Origin of the sequence: Paraburkholderia sp. OAS925, assembly GCF_040543975.1 — a bacterium.
Lineage (GTDB): Bacteria > Pseudomonadota > Gammaproteobacteria > Burkholderiales > Burkholderiaceae > Paraburkholderia > Paraburkholderia graminis.
In genome coordinates, this window is record NZ_JBEUNO010000001.1 from 1,067,318 (window position 1) to 1,083,043 (window position 15,726).

The window sequence follows — 15,726 nt, forward strand, 5'->3', positions numbered from 1 at the left end:
CGGATTGCGATCAGGAGACAACCATGTTCGAAGGCTTCAGCGACGCATCGGCAACCGTCGATCGCGTGCGCATTCATGCAATTCAGGGCGGGCGCGGTCCCGCGCTTTTGCTCTTGCACGGGCATCCGCAAACGCACGCGATCTGGCATAAAGTCGCGCCCGCGCTGGCGGAGCGTTTCACGGTGGTGGCGGCGGACCTGCGCGGTTACGGCGACAGCGGCAAGCCGCCCGGCGACCCGGCTCACGCCAACTATGCGAAGCGGCGCATGGCGCTCGATCAGGTCGAGCTGATGCGCGGTCTCGGCCACGAGAGCTTCGCGGTGATCGGTCACGATCGCGGCGGGCGGGTCGCGGCGCGCATGGCGCTCGATCATCCGCAAGTCGTGACGCGCCTGGTGACGCTCGATGTCGCGCCCACACTCGCCATGTACGAACAGACCTCGTTCGAGTTCGCGCGCGCCTACTGGCACTGGTTCATGCTGGTGCGCCCCGCGCCGTTTCCTGAGACGCTGATCCGCGCCAACCCCGATCTCTATCTGAAGCAGACCATCGGCGCGCGCAGCGCCGGCCTCGCGCCGTTCACGCCGGCGGCTTACGCGGAATATCTGCGCTGCCTATCCGATCCGGCGACGGCGCACGGCATCTGCGAAGACTATCGCGCGAGCGTGACGATCGACCTCGAACACGATCGCGCAACGCTCGCCTCGCAGCAGCGGATTGACTGCCCGTTCATGGCGTTGTGGGGCGCGCAGGGTGTGATCGAGCAATGCTTCGATCCGCTTGCCGAGTGGCGGGCGTACGCGCCGGACGTGCAGGGCGAGGCCCTGCCTTGCGGCCACTACATTCCCGAAGAAGCGCCACAGCGGCTGCTCGAGCGCGTGCTGCCTTTTCTCAGCGAGTAAGTCATGTCAGACCAGACCCTCTACCGGAAGCTCGTCGATTCGCACACCGTAGCGCGTATCGACGAACACAACGTGCTGCTGTACGCCGATCTGCATCTGATGAACGAGTACACCAGCCCGCAAGCGTTCAGCGGGCTCGATGCCCGCGGCCGCGCGGTGCGCCGTCCGCGCCAGCAACTCGCGGTCGTGAGCCACATCATTCCGACGCATGCGGAGTCGCCGCGCGTGATTCGCGATGCGGCGTCGCTGTTGCAGGCACAGAACCTGGCGCGTAACTGCAAACGCGCCGGCATACGGCTTCTCGCCGCCGACGATCCGCTGCAAGGCATCGAACATATCGTCGCGCCGGAGCTCGGATTGATTCGTCCGGGCATGGTCGTGCTGTGCGGCGACAGCCATACAACGACATACGGCGCACTCGGTGCGCTCGGCTTCGGCATCGGCACGTCGGAAGTCGAGCACGTTCTGGCGACCCAGACGCTCGTGTACCGGCTCGCGCAGACCATGCGCATCACCATCGACGGCGCGCTTGCCTATGGCACGTCGTCGAAGGATCTCGTTATCTGGATCATCAGCAGGATCGGCGCACAGGGCGCGCGCGGCTACGCGGTGGAATTTGCCGGTTCGACGATCGCATCGCTGTCGGCCGAGGCGCGCATGACCTTGTGCAACATGACCGTCGAAGCCGGTGCGCGGGCCGCGCTGATCGCGCCGGACGCGACCACGTTCGACTACGTGCGGGCCCACACGCCGTCGCTCGACGAGGCGGCATGGCAAGCGGCGCTCGCGGACTGGCGCGGCCTGCATTCCGACGCCGACGCGCGTTTCGATGCCGAGCATCGCTTCGACGCGGGCGACATTGTGCCGTTCGTCACCTGGGGCACGAGCCCCGATCAGGCCGTCGCCATCGATCAGCCGATCCCCGCCGAGGCCGCGCAAGCGACGCCCGAGGCCGCCGCATCGCTGCGCCGCGCGCTGGACTACATGGGACTTGCCGCCGGGCGGCCGATTGCCGGCACGCGCGTCGACCGCGTGTTCATCGGCTCGTGTACCAACGGGCGCATCGAAGATTTGCGCATCGTGGCCGGCATCGTGCGCGGCAAGCAGGTTGCGCCCGGCGTGCGCGCGATGGTCGTGCCGGGGTCGGGCAGAGTGCGGCGGGCCGCCGAACAGGAAGGCATCGCGCGGACACTGATCGATGCGGGCTTCGAGTGGCGCGAGCCGGGCTGCTCGATGTGCCTCGCGATGAACGACGACGTGCTCGACGCCGGAGAGCGCTGCGCATCCACCACCAACCGCAATTTCGAAGGCCGTCAGGGACGCGGCGGCCGCACGCATCTGATGAGCCCGGCGATGGCAGCGGCCGCCGCGCTGACCGGCTGCATCACCGATGTCCGCACGCTGGAGGCGCACACATCATGACCCGACTCACGACCATTCGCGGCAGCGCCGCGCCGCTGCCCATCGACAACCTCGACACCGACCAGATCATGCCGAAGCAGTTCCTGCGCATCATCGACAAGGCGGGTCTGGCCGACGGTCTGCTGTACGACCTGCGCTTCGACGAGCGCGGCGCGCCGCGCGACGACTGCGTGCTCAACCAGCACGCGTACGCGAACGCGACCGTGCTGATCGGCGGTGCGAACTTCGGCTGCGGATCGAGCCGCGAGCATGCGGTGTGGGGCTTGCAGCAATACGGTTTTCAGGCGGTGATTGCGCCGAGCTTCGCGGAGATTTTCTATTCGAACGCGATGAACAACCGCCTCTTGCTCGTGCAACTGGAGCGCGACGCGATCGATGCCCTGACGCGCGAGGCAAGCGAAACGCCTGGCACTTTGTTGTCGATGGATCTCGAACGGCAAACGGTGACATCAGGCTCGGGCAACCGGTTCGATTATGCGATCGGCGCGCGCCACAAGCGCATGGTGATCGAAGGCATGGATACCGTCGATCTGACGCTCGACTCGCTCGCCGCGATCGAAGCCTTCGAACAGCGGCATTTCGCCAGGCATCCCTGGGCGCAGGTGATGTAAGCACCCATCCGCCGCGCGACGCGGCGGCTTTCCTTGTTTCAACCCCGCCGATTCCCCTCCGATCGAAGAAGGGAAGGGCGTCCCTTTGCCTCGAAAACGGAGGAGACACATGAAACGCAAGCCGATCTACCAGATTCTCTATGTTCAGGTGCTCGCGGCCATCGCCGCAGGGGTGCTGCTCGGACATTTCGCACCGCAAGCGGCGGTCGCGCTTAAGCCGCTTGGCGATCTGTTCATCAAGCTCGTGCGCATGATCATCGGCCCGGTGATCTTTTGCACAGTCGTAACCGGCATCGCGGGCATGCAGGACATGAGGAAGGTCGGACGCGTCGGCGGCAAGGCGTTGCTCTATTTCGAAGCCGCATCCACGTTCGCGCTGGCGATCGGCTTGCTTGCCGCGCACCTGCTCGCGCCCGGCGCGGGCTTCAACGTCGATCCATCCACGCTCGACGCGCGCGCGGTGTCGGGCTATGCGGCGCAGGCGGCGCATGGCGAGGGCATCACCGGATTTATCGCACATGTGATCCCGGAGACGTTTCTCGGCGCGCTGGTTCAGGGCGATATCCTTCCCGTGCTGCTGATCGCGATGCTGTTCGGCACCGCGCTCGCGCTGATGGGTGCGCCCGCCGCGCCGGTCACGCAACTGGTCGAGACACTTTCGAAAGCGTTCTTTCGCATTGTGCGGATGGTCACCAGTCTTGCGCCGATCGGCGCCTTCGGCGCGATGGCCTTCACGATCGGCCGATACGGCATCGTCTCGCTGGTGCCGATGCTCAAGCTCATCGGCGCGTTCTATCTCACCGCATTTCTGTTCGTGACAGTCGGGCTCGGCATCGTCGCGCGCTTGTGCGGCTTTAGTCTGTGGCGCTTTCTCGCCTACATCCGCGACGAATTGCTGATCGTGCTCGGCACCTCGACGTCCGAAGCGGCCTTGCCGCAGTTGATGGACAAGCTCGAACGGCTGGGCTGCCCGCGCGGCGTCGTCGGGCTCGTCGTGCCGACCGGTTACTCGTTCAACCTCGACGGCACCAACATCTACATGACGCTCGCCGTGCTGTTCCTCGCGCAGGCGACCAACACGCACTTGTCGTTCGCGCAGGAAATCACCTTGCTCCTCGTCACCATGTTGACGTCGAAGGGATCGACCGGCGTAACGGGCGCGGGTTTCATCACGCTCGCCGCGAGCCTGTCGGTCGTGCCGACGGTTCCCGTGAGCGCGATGGTGCTGATCCTCGGCATCGACCGCTTCATGTCCGAATGCCGGGCTTTGACCAATATCGTCGGCAATGGGGTGGCGGCGATCGTGGTGTCGGCGTGGGAAGGCGGACTCGATCGAAAGAAGCTCGAGACGGCGTTAGGCGGTGGAGAGCGGGTGGAAGGCGGTTCGCGGTCAGCGGTGGTCAGAACGACGGCCGCTTTGGATCGCAAACCTGTTATCGACAAATGAGTTGATGTGGTGAGCGCTTCGGGGCGACAAGGGATGGTCGCGTCGAGGCGCGGGTGGCGGGTAGGCGTTGGTGGAGCGTTTGGGTTGGGGCACGTCCGGTCAATCCACGCCACCGCCTGGATCGTGGACAATTTCCGTTTCCGTCTCCGGATAGCGAGTGGTGAGATAAGGGAAGACTACAGTTGCAGATGGAGAAAATCTGATTCGGCAGGGGGGCAGCAGGGTTCTGCGACAAGCTCGTCGAATTGATTGGTAGGTCCGTGACCACTGTCACACGGACAGATGCTTTCGTACTTTGCCTTTGTTTTTCGGGCGGCGTGACGTTTCACGTAGAGGCGGACCACGAACCCTCGTGGCCAGAAGCATTTGACTTCATTGGTCGAAATCACTACTGGCGCCATGAGCTAAGCGGCTGACTCGCCGTGTCGAACGTCCGCTCCGAAAAAATACCAGCGGCGCTTGTGGGTCGGTTTGGTTCGTCCGCCGTTGACCCGAATCTGGTGCAGGCGACGAACGCGTATAGTCAGCCAAGAATGGTCCTCCGAACTCTGTTGCTGAACGTCTGTTGACGAGCGACGAACCGCCATTTTGCAAAGCGACGACGACCGATGATTCGGCAGACGGGCCATACGCCCGACGGGGATTTTCATTTAAGCGATCAGGGCCTGGTGTCACCAGAGCAAGCAGTGAGATTGTTTTTTTATGATCGACCCGTATGCGATAGAGGACCTTATCGTATATAGGACGACGAGTTCGCGTCCGTCGCTCATCGACCAGCAACCGGCTCCATGGTGTTCGACTTCCAGCCAGAACAGAGTTCATAGCTGCGACTCGATCGGCAGAATGCCGAGAAACCAGATGCCTGCGCGGCGCAGCGCCGATACTTCCGGCTCGGAATCTAATACCGTGACGGTGCCGTCCTCGGCCGTATCGTTCCAGACGATATGGCTCGCGCCGGTCACGTCGGTGCGTAGTTCGAGCCGCCACGCTCCGCGGGTGAGGCTCGACTCCACATGGTCGGTCACCTGCCGGGCGGCACGCTCGCTTTCGCAGTAGATACCTATCTCGGTGTTTAACTCCACCGAACGCGGGTCGAAATTCATCGAGCCGATGAAGACACTTTTGCGGTCGAACACATACGTTTTCGCGTGCAATGACGCTCTTGACGAGCCCAACACTGACTTGTTCTTGTCGACAGTGCCGCTGGTTGTCGCAACGGGTTTCAGTTCGTACAGTTGCACGCCTGCTTCCAGCAATGGTTTCCGGTAACGCTGATAGCCCGCATGCACCGCGGCGACATCCGTTGCCGCCAGCGAGTTCGTCAGCACCGTCACGTGCACGCCGTGTTGCGTCAGGCCGCTCAACCATGCCACGCCGCGCTTTCCGGGCACGAAATACGGCGAGACGATCAGCAAGTGCTGGGTCGGCTCCAGCTTCAACGCCCTGAACTGCGAGATCAGATGTCCCTCAGCGTCGCTGGGCGTGCGCGTGATTTTAGACGGGTCGTCATAGAGCAGCGTCGCCTTGCCCCATGAAAACTCGGCATCGCGTGACTGGATCACCTGCGTCAGCCGCGCTTTCGCCTGCCGCACATACGCACCGTTTTCGTTGGAGGCAAGCCAGGCATCCAGCTTCGCGCGGCCAGCCGCTAGCGCCGATGGATCGGCCTGACGGCCGAGGAGGTTCTCGATCGGATACGACGCGTCCGAATTCCAGTACTCGTCGAACGCCGTCGAAACATTCCGTACGATGGGCCCGTGCACCAGCACGTCGAGATCGCCAAACGCGACGGTGCTCGACGCGCCGAAGTATTCGTCGCCGATGTTGCGGCCGCCGAGAATTGCGCCCTGGTTGTCGGCGATCAACGCCTTGTTATGCATACGCCGGTTGACGCGAGCAAACTCGGTGGCCGTGCCCAGCGTCTTGAACCGGCGGTTTGCGACGGGATTGAAGAGCCGGATCTCAATGTTCGGATGCGAACTGAGCACCAGCAGCATCTGGTCGTCCGCATTCGTGCCCAGATCGTCGAGCAGGACGCGCACGCGCACACCGCGGTCTGCCGCTCTCAGCAAGGCCGCGGCGAGTTCACGGCCGGTCAGGTCGGCGTGCCAGATGTAATACTGCAAGTCGAGCGAGCGGTCAGCATATTCCATCAACACAACGCGCGCGACGAGCGCGTCGACGGAGTCGGGCAGCAGGTGAAACGCGCTTTCTCCCGGATGCTGCTGGTCTCGCGGTGTGAACGCTGCGCCGAGGCGCGTGGCCTGCGTATCGGTGAGCGCGTGGGTGGGCACGCGGCCGGCTTGCGGTGGAAGGCTTGCGCACGAAGTCAGCAGGACGACGACGATCGTCGCAAGAAGACTTCGTAGGTTCATCATGCCGCTCTCCGCAGATTCGAAGATGGACCAGACAAGCGAGCGACGCCAGCGGTTTCAAGTCGCGCGCTGTGACGCGCCACTGACTGGGGCGATACATTGCACCGTGCTCGCGGCCCCGGACGACTTCAGCAAGGCTGCCAGCCGCCTGACGACCATCGACAGATCGGCTGGCCTCAAACGCACGGCATCCAAGCCGCCGCGGCGCAGATCGTCGTAGTCACCGCCGGATCAAAAGGCCGTATAGGCGTGAATGGGGGCGACGCAGCGGTCCCCGATTCACGCGAGCCCTTCGCGACCGCGAGACACGGTATCGAATGCTGCTTTGAGCGGAACCGCTTGCATTTGTCGTGCATCGTGGGCGGACGAAGGTTGAGATGCAGGTACACCCGGATCGTGATCGTCTGACGACGATCTTACGCGAAGGTGACAAGGCGCGCGCTCCCGGATTTTCCCGGGAGTAATCTACCCGGCGTAGCCGGGGCAGACCCGAGCAGCAGTTTGTTACTGGCCCGCCAACATCATGAATGTTTTGGTCATCTTCATTGTTCTCTCCAAGTCGGCTACGACAGATCGTTGAAGGACCGCGGTTCACGATGCGGGCTGTTCGCGCAGCATTCCAGTTGCGCTAGTCCTAACTGCTCACAGATGAATGGACATGCACCGAGTTGAATGCGCCCCATCCCAATATAATCTGTTCCAGTTTTACCTAGACGCAATAGGACCATGGTCCGATTGGTGAAAAGCTCCCGCTGCCGATAGAGCGCTTCGGCTACTGCAGCTGCTCGAGAAATGCCAAGAGCAATTTGTTGCCCCGCCGCTCAGCACCCGGTTGTGCGACCTAACACGGTTGCCATGCAGGACAACTTCAGGTTCAGCACTACTCAGTCGCTGACTGCGGCAATGCGCCAGGAAAGACGCTTCTTCGCGCCACCCTCCGGGCGCCCTCTGGGCTAGAAGCGAACGGTTTCCTCCAGCGTTCCCAGGCACCAGCCCATCAGGGACAGGCGGGCGTGGCCAGAAGCATTTGACTTCATTGGTCGAAATCGCTACTGGCACCATGAGCTAAACGGCTGACTCGCCGTGTCGAACGTCCGCTCCGAAAAAAATACCAGCGGCGCTTGTGGGTCGGTTTGGTTCGTCCACCGTTGACGCGAATCTGGTGCAGGCGACGAACGCGTACAGTCGGCCACTTTGAGACATTCAAAGGTGCGGCGAAGATCGTCAACAATCCAACAATCGGCACCACCGTCGGATGTCAGAAGCCGAGCGAAGGGTCACCGCCTCGCTGCATCACGGCGCGCAACGCAGCCTGGGGACTATCAAGCGGCTGCCTTCCTCTGCGCGCGCGGTTCACCGCCGGGGCCATCCAGGGATGAGCGTATGCAACAAGAGTTGCGCCTTCTTCATATGCTTGATCCGCCGATGCCGCGACAGCAGCGAAGCATTCGTCGATGTCGCCATTCTTGAACAGCGTCCACACACGTTCAACGTGGATGACGTCCACTGACGTAACAAAGCGGCTAGCATACCGCGCGAAAAGGCGTCTCGTAGGCTCGACGGAAGCCTCAACCGCACACAGCACGGCGGTCTTTCCACCAATCTTGCCTGCCGCCGCGGCTAACGCGACATCTGCTCTCACAATCGGAACCCACGTGCTTTCAATTCCTTCCACAGCCGGTCCAAGCGTCGCACAAGTCAGGATGACGGCATCTGCGTCCGCCGCAAGAGCCAGAAGACAACGTTTCGTCTCCTCCTTCACGCTCGCTGGGAATGCACCCGCTTGTTGAACAGCCTCACGAAGATCCGACCGGACTTCATGGCGGAGGTTATCGGTCCGCAAACCAAGATTTATTGCCGCGTCCTCGAATATGCGTTTGTTGTCATTGATCGTATGCAAAAACGAGATGCGCATCGCCAGTTTCCCTCGTTGAATTAAACGCGTCTGTTTCGTCGCTTCCCTGACCGGGATCGAGCCCGTTGACTCACAAGCATTGTTTCAACGTCACGGCCAACCAACAAGGCAACACATCCTACTGGTATGTCTGATACCTCCTTCGACATTTGTCACTAGCATAGTCAGACACCGTGAGTATCAATGGCCACCGCTTGCGGTGACGTCGCCAGTCCGTTCCGGCTTGTTCATGCTTTCGCACGAAACGCGGGCCTCGCAGACGCGGCCCTCTCGGACCTGGACGCAGTGCGGCCACGAGCCGCCATTGGTCGTTGGGCACTAGCCGGCCAGAACTGGACATTCGACGCCAACGCCTAGATCGTGGACAATTTCCGGCCAGTTGCAGCCGTTCGCCTTCGCGTTCAGCGGGCCATTCAAACGGCAGATGCGCACCAAACAACGGACGTTCGTACTGGGATGGGGGCTAAATAGTTATCGGCCTGCAGCAGACGTTCGCGCATTGGCTTGCATGCGTCGGCAAGCGCATCGAGCTCAAACTGAAACGCCGGAGTCCCGTGCGATACGGAACTCAGCCCCATTGGGCCCACCCGGGCACTGTTGAACTCGGTGGGTCCAGTTCGGGAATCCGGCGAGCCGTTTTTTCTACTCACGCGATACGGTGAGCGCGATGACGTGATTTAAAGCAACCGGTACGCTAGTCGGGCGGCCGCTCTCGCGGTGCGCCTGTCCTGATCGAGCGCCGGGTTGTACTCCGCGATATCCGCCGCGCGCAGCTTGCCCGAAGCCCGCACGCGCAGCACCATCGCTTCGACCACCGATAGCGGTACGCCTAGCGCAGCGGGCGCCGACACACCCGGCGCCGTGGCGGCCGGCAACACGTCGAGATCGATCGTCAGATAGACGTCGTCCGCCGTGTCCAGCAATTTCTGAAGCTCATTCAGGCGCTGCGGCAATTGCGTTTCCTGCATATCGACGTCCAACACGTAGCGCACGCCGAGTCGCTCCGCATGCGCGAAAAGCGAAGCGGTATTGCCGAGATCGCTGATACCGAAGCACGCATAGTTGAATGGCACCCCTCGTTCCGCACAGTCAAGCGCGATCTGATCGAACGGCGTGCCCGAATTCGCGGGACGCTTCTGGCGCAAATCGAAATGAGCGTCGAAGTTAATGATCAGCAAACTGCGCAATGCCAATGGCGTTGCTGCGTTGTCGGTTTCACGCTGCTGATGCAGCCGCAAACCGCTATACGTACCCCACGCGACCTCATGACCGCCGCCGAACACCAACGGCCGGCCACCGCTCGCCAGTACTTCGCTAACCACTTGGGCCAGTTCCACTTGCGCGGCTTCGAGGTCGCCGTCGTCGCACACCACGTCGCCTGCGTCGGCAAGTGCCGCCATCGCCGATTTGGCCGGCAAACCCGCGAGCGCACGGCGCAATTCCTTCGGAGCATGCGCTGCGCCAATCCGACCTTGATTGCGGCGCACGCCTTCATCGGAGCCGAAGCCGACGATCACCGGCGCATCGCGCTGCACGTCCACAGCGTTACCGAATGGCATCACCTGATTGAAAACACGTCGTGTGTCGCCGGGTTCGCCGTCGTCGGAACGGCCTGCCCACACCTTGTCATCGAATGGGACTCTCATGCGCGCGACAACACCGCCTGCAGGAATGCGCGTGTGCGCGGCTGTGATGGCGCAGAAAAAATCTCCGCGGGCGGCCCCGCTTCGACGATCATACCGCCGTCCATGACTACCACCACATTGGCCACTTCCTTCGCGAAGCCCATTTCGTGTGTGACGACCACCATCGTCATGCCTTCGCTCGCGAGCAGTTTCATCACTTGCAGCACTTCGCCTACCAGTTCGGGATCGAGGGCGGACGTCGGCTCGTCGAACAGCATCACCCGTGGCTGCATCGCTAGCGCGCGAGCAATCGCAACCCGTTGCTTCTGACCACCCGAGAGACTCGCCGGCATCACATGCGCCTTGTGCGCGAGCCCGACCTTCTCCAGCAACGCCATAGCAGCCGCTTCGGCCTGCGCCTTGCTGGCGCCACGCAACATGCGCGGTCCCACGGTGATGTTATGCAGCACCGACAGGTGCGGAAACAGATTGAACGACTGAAACACCATGCCGACTTCGGTGCGCAGAGCATTCAGCGAACGCTCTTTGAGCATCTCGCCGTGGTCGACTAACCGATGCCCGCAAATGTCGATCGTGCCGCCTTCTGCCTGTTCGAGTCCATTACAGCAGCGGAGAAAGGTACTCTTGCCCGACCCGCTCGGCCCGATCACCACCACGACCTGCTGCGGTTGAATGTCGAAATCGATGCCGTTGAGCACGGTATGCGAGCCGAACGATTTCGTCAGACCGCGAATGCTAACGATAGGCTCGTTGACTTTGGCCACGGTATTCATTGCACCATTCCTCCCACACGCAAACGACGTTCAACGCGATGCAGCGCGAAATTGGTCACCTGCGTCAATACCAGATACACCAGCGCGATAGCGAGATACACTTCAAGCGAACGATAGGACACGCTGATGATCTTCTGGCCTTCATGCATCAGATCGTCGATCGTGAGCAGCGACACCAGCGCCGAGTTCTTGATCAACGCGATGAATTCGTTGCCGAGCGGGGGGATCATCCGCACGATGGCCTGCGGCAGAATGATCGCGCGCATCGCCTGCCCCGACGACATGCCGATCGAACGCGCCGCCTCCATCTGCCCGCGATCGACCGACTGAATCGCGCCGCGGACGATCTCCGATACGTAAGCCGCCGAATACAGACCGAGCCCCAGCATGCCGCACAAGAACGCCGGCAGCAGGATGCCGAATTGCGGCAGGCCGAAGAACAGCAGGAAGAGTTGTACAAGCAACGGCGTGCCGCGGAAGAACGTCAGGTAAGCGGTGCAGAAACCGTACACGATGCGCCGCTGCGGCGTCAGCCGGCCGATGCCGATCAACAGGCCAAGCGCGCAACTGAGCGCGAGTGACGCGGCGGTCACTTCGACCGTCACCAACGCGCCTTGCATGATGTCTGGCCAACCGGCAATCACCGGCGAGAAATCAAGTTCCATTTCGTGTCCAGCCGTTTATTGCGCGCTCGCGCCGAACCACTTCTTGACGATCGCCGCATACGTGCCGTCAGCTTTGATCCTGGCGAGCGCGGTGTTGAAGGCTGCCTTCAGCTGCGGCTCGTCTTTGCGCACGGCGATGCCGTACGCTTCGGTCGTCAGCGTTTTGTCGAGTACACGGAAGCCGGTGCGCGTTTTCGCAACTTGATAGGCGGCCGGCTTACCCGTCACAGCAGCGTCTGCACGGCCGATGCCAACCAGGTCGAACATTTCCTGGTTCTTCTCGACCTCGACGCGATTGATCTGCGGGAAGTTATCGCGTAGGAAGTTCACGGACTTCGTGCCCACCTGGACTGAGACTTTTTTGCCGTTCAGATCGGTCACCGTCTTGATCGGTGAATCGCTTTTGACCAGCACGGCCAGCCCACCCGCATAGTAGGAATCGGTGAAGTCGATCACTTTCGCGCGCTCGTCAGTGATGTAGATGCCGGAGATCGCAGCGTCGAAACGATGCGCGATCAGACCTGGAATCAGTCCTTTAAAGTCAATGTCGGTCCATTGCACGCGTTTGCCCATCACTTTCGCGAGCGCATTCATGAGATCGACGTCGAAGCCGGTGCGCGCGCCGTTCTCGGTGTACTCCATCGGCGGGAAAGTGGCGTCGGTGGCGACGTTCAGCACTTCCGGCGTTTGTGCTGACGCCGCGCCGGAAAATCCGCCAAACGTCACGGCGAACGTCACGCATGCGAGGGACAACAGTCGTTGCAGCTTCATGGGGTAGGCTCCTTGCGGTTCTATCAAGTGATGCGGTTAATTCGAGCGCCCAATTTACGGATGAAATTGAAAAAGCTTCGTCCCGCTAATCGGTTTGCATATGCTCGGAAATGGCGCGGGCCGTACGTAGCGTCCCGTCGATTAATTGGCTTTCTCGTCCGATGGCGCGCGTTGATGGCGCCATCAACGTGATCGACGCGCTGCTGCCGGCGCTGCGTCCACTGTGATGAAAGATCGGAGCGCTGACTCCCCACACGCCCGGGTCGACTTCGCTGTCGCTAACGGCGTAGCCCTGGGCTCGAATCTGTTGAAGTTCTGCTTCGATCGCGGCACGGCCGACGGGGTCGTTGCCAAACACGCTGTCGAGCACTTCGGCGCGCGCCCTGTCGGCCATGAATGCCAATAGGGATTTCGCCGAGGCGCCCGCCTTGAGCGGCACGGCGCGGCCTTTCTCGAACGAGCAGCGCAACGAATGCTGGCTGTCGACCATCTCAAGGCACATCACCTGATGCCTGACCGCGACCACCAGCCCAATGCTTTCCTGCGACGCGCGCGCGAGCTGCTGCATCTCAGTGCGGCTCGCTTCGACGAGCAGAGAATTCACATCGAAGCCAAGCGCGAGTTGCAAGCTGATCGGACCGGGCGCGTAGTAACCGGCGTTTTCGGCGACGAAACCCCAGCGCTTGAGCAGCGCGATCTGACGGTACAGTGTGCTTTGCGCAAGCCCGGTCACGGCTAGCAGATCTTTGACCGACATCGCCTTGCCATGACTGGCGAGCGCGGCCAGCACCAGCAACACCCGTTCGGCCCCTGTCACACCCTGTTCCACATTCACGATCACGCTATCCACGATCCATCAAGAGCGCAGAATGCCAGACCATTCTCGAATTTCAAAAATCATATTCCCGCTCAATGGGAATAAAAGGGCAGGGATTTCCCTTGGACGGGACATCGGGAGCACGGAGAGTCCTGGCACTGGACTGCCCGAGGCGTTGAAAAGGAAACGATATCCAGAATGGACGGGGTTATTGCCCTGAACCTTTTTCCACTCAATTAATTATTGGACGCGCTCAAGTGCCCGGTCGTCGCGAACGGCCGAAGTGGCCGAGGTTTTACGGGTGAGGCGTCGTCTGGAGCGGCACTTGTACCGTTGTTACCTGCCTTCAGCAGGTGAGGGGGCGAAAGGCAGCAACGGTTCGACATGAGCCCGATCGGATTTGAATGAAGTATAGCCAAGCCTGTGGGCGGCCATCCGTCGCTGTGCGGCGACTGTGAGACGCTCAGCTTTGTGAGTTGCTGACTCCGGATGTCGGGTAACCGCTTATGTTGCGCCGTTGCAAATGATCACTCGAACTTTTGATCCAACGGGCACGATCCACCAGCGCGTTGACGCGCCGGCCTAGCTTCCCTGCGCATTCGCGCCGGAGGCCCTTATGCTGTTGGCAGAGCGGCTGAGGCGGGCGACACGCCAGAGTTTCTAGCCTCGAGCAGCCCATGAGCGCCGACCGCGCTGGTGCCATTGCCGCCGAACACAGCGCGAGATCGATGCAACACAGATGTGAAAAAAGCGATGGGTGGAGGAGTTAATTCGCCGGATGCCGGAATCCGCTGTCCGGTTTCGAAGCGCGGCTCGACCTCACCATGCGCAATTGAGAGCTCATGCCGAAAGACCGTTGCCTGGACGCGGATCGGAGCATGGCGGTGCGGGCCGCGGTCCACGTCGCTGAGCGGAACTTCGGTGGACGCCCGGTTTAAACACTGCTCCAAGCATGCTTGCGTCCGTTGCTGCGCTATACCTGGTTTCCCGCCCCTGCGAGGTCTATGCAAATGTTCCAGTGACAGTCGGCTGCCGCGCAGCGTCTAGCCGTGCGGTAAGTGAATTCATCCGGCAGCGATCTCCTGACTTGATGCGATGGTCAAGGCCACACCACAGAGACTGCCGGTGCGCCGGCCTTTCATGACCAGCGTGCCGTCGTCGCTCTCTTACATCAGGGAATAAGAAGGATCTTTCCCGGCTGATGGTGGGAACCGTCAAGCATTTGATGCGCCCGGCGTGCGTCGGCAAGTGGCAAAATATCGCCTAGCCGGGCCCTCAGCTCACCGTCGGCCGCAAGGCGGACGAGCGCTTCCAAAGTACGCGTGACAACGTTCACCAACAGGAAGTCCGAGCGCACATGTTGCGGCAGGCGGGTACTATCGGGCTTTTGCACTGCTGAGACGACGACCCCGTGCGGGAGCACAAGCGCGTACGATTGCTCGAGCGCTCCACCGCCGACAGTGTCTATGACGGCGTCGAAACTGCTGGTATACGGGTCCACGCAACGCATGCTTCGCTCGATGACTTCGTCCGCCCCCAAAGCCCGCACATGGTCCGCCTGGGCGTCCGACGCAGTTGCAACGACCTCGGCGCCGGCCAGGTGCGCCAGTTGCACGGCGTATGCTCCGACGTTGCCCGCACCACCAAGTATAAGAACACGCTGTCCTGCTTTTATGCTAGCGAACTCGTGAAGCATCTGCCAGGCGGTTACCGCGATGACGGGCATCGATGCCGCTTCCTCGAAAGTCATGCTGGAGGGCTTCGCGGCGAGCATATCGACCTTGGCTCTCGCATACTGCGCGTAACCATCCGTGAAGCGACGGTTGGTCACGCCGAAAATCTCGTCCCCTACCGCGAATTCGTTGACACTGGGACCAACTTCAACGACGACACCCGCAATGTCGGAACCGGGCGTTAGAGGCAGTGGTTGCGGTAGAACGCTCTTTCCCGCGCGAATCCACCCATCCCACGGACCGACGCCCGCTGCCATCACCTTGACGACAACCTCTCCTTGGATCGGCGTCGGGATCGGTAACCGGCGCAAATTGAGCACGTCCGGTCCGCCATACTCTTCAATCTGAACCGCTTGCATCAATGCTGTCATTTCAAGCTCTCCTTATCGGCACATTGAACACGTGCATTCTGGCAAAGCAACCATCTGACATAAACCTTGAATTCGTTTTCCAGCAGATCACGCCACGAGGGGGCAGCGCAGGAGTGGAAGCGATGAGACGGCCCAACAGATCGCGGTGGCGTGTTCTGAATTTTTGCACGCCGGCAGGAGGTAGCAGAGTGCCCTATCAGTCCGCACGTCAGCTTGACGCACAACATGCGATTAATCAGCCAATGGTTAAGAAGCCAACGTAACCGTCAAATCAGGCA

General features: G+C 61.4%; 12 protein-coding genes. 4 read left to right on the top strand and 8 right to left on the bottom strand.

What is annotated here, in order from left to right; translation table 11 throughout:
- The first annotated feature begins 23 nt into the window (after positions 1-23).
- From ABIE53_RS04745 to ABIE53_RS04760, 4 genes are all read left to right on the top strand, one after another.
- Entirely contained in the window at positions 24-902 is an 879-nt protein-coding gene (locus ABIE53_RS04745; protein WP_006047766.1) for an alpha/beta fold hydrolase, read from the top strand.
- A 3-nt stretch (positions 903-905) separates the two neighbouring features.
- On the top strand, positions 906-2,324 hold the full coding sequence (gene leuC / locus ABIE53_RS04750; RefSeq protein ID WP_192700053.1) for a 3-isopropylmalate dehydratase large subunit: 1,419 nt from the start codon (positions 906-908) through the stop codon (positions 2,322-2,324).
- Positions 2,321-2,935 carry a 3-isopropylmalate dehydratase small subunit gene (leuD, locus tag ABIE53_RS04755; RefSeq protein ID WP_192700054.1) on the top strand — a complete coding sequence of 205 codons (615 nt, stop codon included), beginning with the start codon at positions 2,321-2,323 and terminating at the stop codon, positions 2,933-2,935. Before leuC ends, leuD begins: the two co-directional genes overlap by 4 nt.
- 109 nt (positions 2,936-3,044) lie before the next feature.
- Complete coding sequence (locus tag ABIE53_RS04760) at positions 3,045-4,382, top strand: dicarboxylate/amino acid:cation symporter (protein WP_192700055.1); 1,338 nt, start codon at positions 3,045-3,047, stop codon at positions 4,380-4,382.
- Positions 4,383-5,200: 818 nt separating this feature from the next.
- Here ABIE53_RS04760 and ABIE53_RS04765 read toward each other — a convergent pair.
- The 8 genes from ABIE53_RS04765 to ABIE53_RS04800 form a co-directional block, all read right to left on the bottom strand.
- Positions 5,201-6,760, bottom strand: coding sequence for a phospholipase D family protein (locus tag ABIE53_RS04765; RefSeq protein ID WP_192700056.1), 1,560 nt, complete (start codon positions 6,758-6,760; stop codon positions 5,201-5,203).
- Positions 6,761-8,015: 1,255 nt separating this feature from the next.
- Entirely contained in the window at positions 8,016-8,672 is a 657-nt protein-coding gene (locus tag ABIE53_RS04770) for an arylsulfatase (protein WP_192700057.1), read from the bottom strand.
- 677 nt (positions 8,673-9,349) lie between these two features.
- On the bottom strand, positions 9,350-10,318 hold the full coding sequence (gene hutG, locus ABIE53_RS04775) for a formimidoylglutamase (protein WP_192700058.1): 969 nt from the start codon (positions 10,316-10,318) through the stop codon (positions 9,350-9,352).
- Positions 10,315-11,091 carry an amino acid ABC transporter ATP-binding protein gene (locus ABIE53_RS04780; protein WP_310074190.1) on the bottom strand — a complete coding sequence of 259 codons (777 nt, stop codon included), beginning with the start codon at positions 11,089-11,091 and terminating at the stop codon, positions 10,315-10,317. The genes hutG and ABIE53_RS04780 overlap by 4 nt, the downstream gene beginning before the upstream one ends.
- On the bottom strand, positions 11,088-11,756 hold the full coding sequence (locus tag ABIE53_RS04785) for an amino acid ABC transporter permease (RefSeq protein ID WP_006047756.1): 669 nt from the start codon (positions 11,754-11,756) through the stop codon (positions 11,088-11,090). Before ABIE53_RS04785 ends, ABIE53_RS04780 begins: the two co-directional genes overlap by 4 nt.
- Before the next feature lie 15 nt (positions 11,757-11,771).
- Complete coding sequence (locus ABIE53_RS04790; protein ID WP_006047755.1) at positions 11,772-12,527, bottom strand: transporter substrate-binding domain-containing protein; 756 nt, start codon at positions 12,525-12,527, stop codon at positions 11,772-11,774.
- Positions 12,528-12,612: 85 nt separating this feature from the next.
- Positions 12,613-13,362 (bottom strand): IclR family transcriptional regulator, encoded by a 750-nt coding sequence (locus ABIE53_RS04795; RefSeq protein ID WP_053858961.1) that lies wholly within the window; start codon positions 13,360-13,362, stop codon positions 12,613-12,615.
- Between the two features lie 1,153 nt (positions 13,363-14,515).
- Positions 14,516-15,448 (bottom strand): NADP-dependent oxidoreductase, encoded by a 933-nt coding sequence (locus ABIE53_RS04800; RefSeq protein WP_192700059.1) that lies wholly within the window; start codon positions 15,446-15,448, stop codon positions 14,516-14,518.
- Between the last annotated feature and the right edge of the window lie 278 nt (positions 15,449-15,726).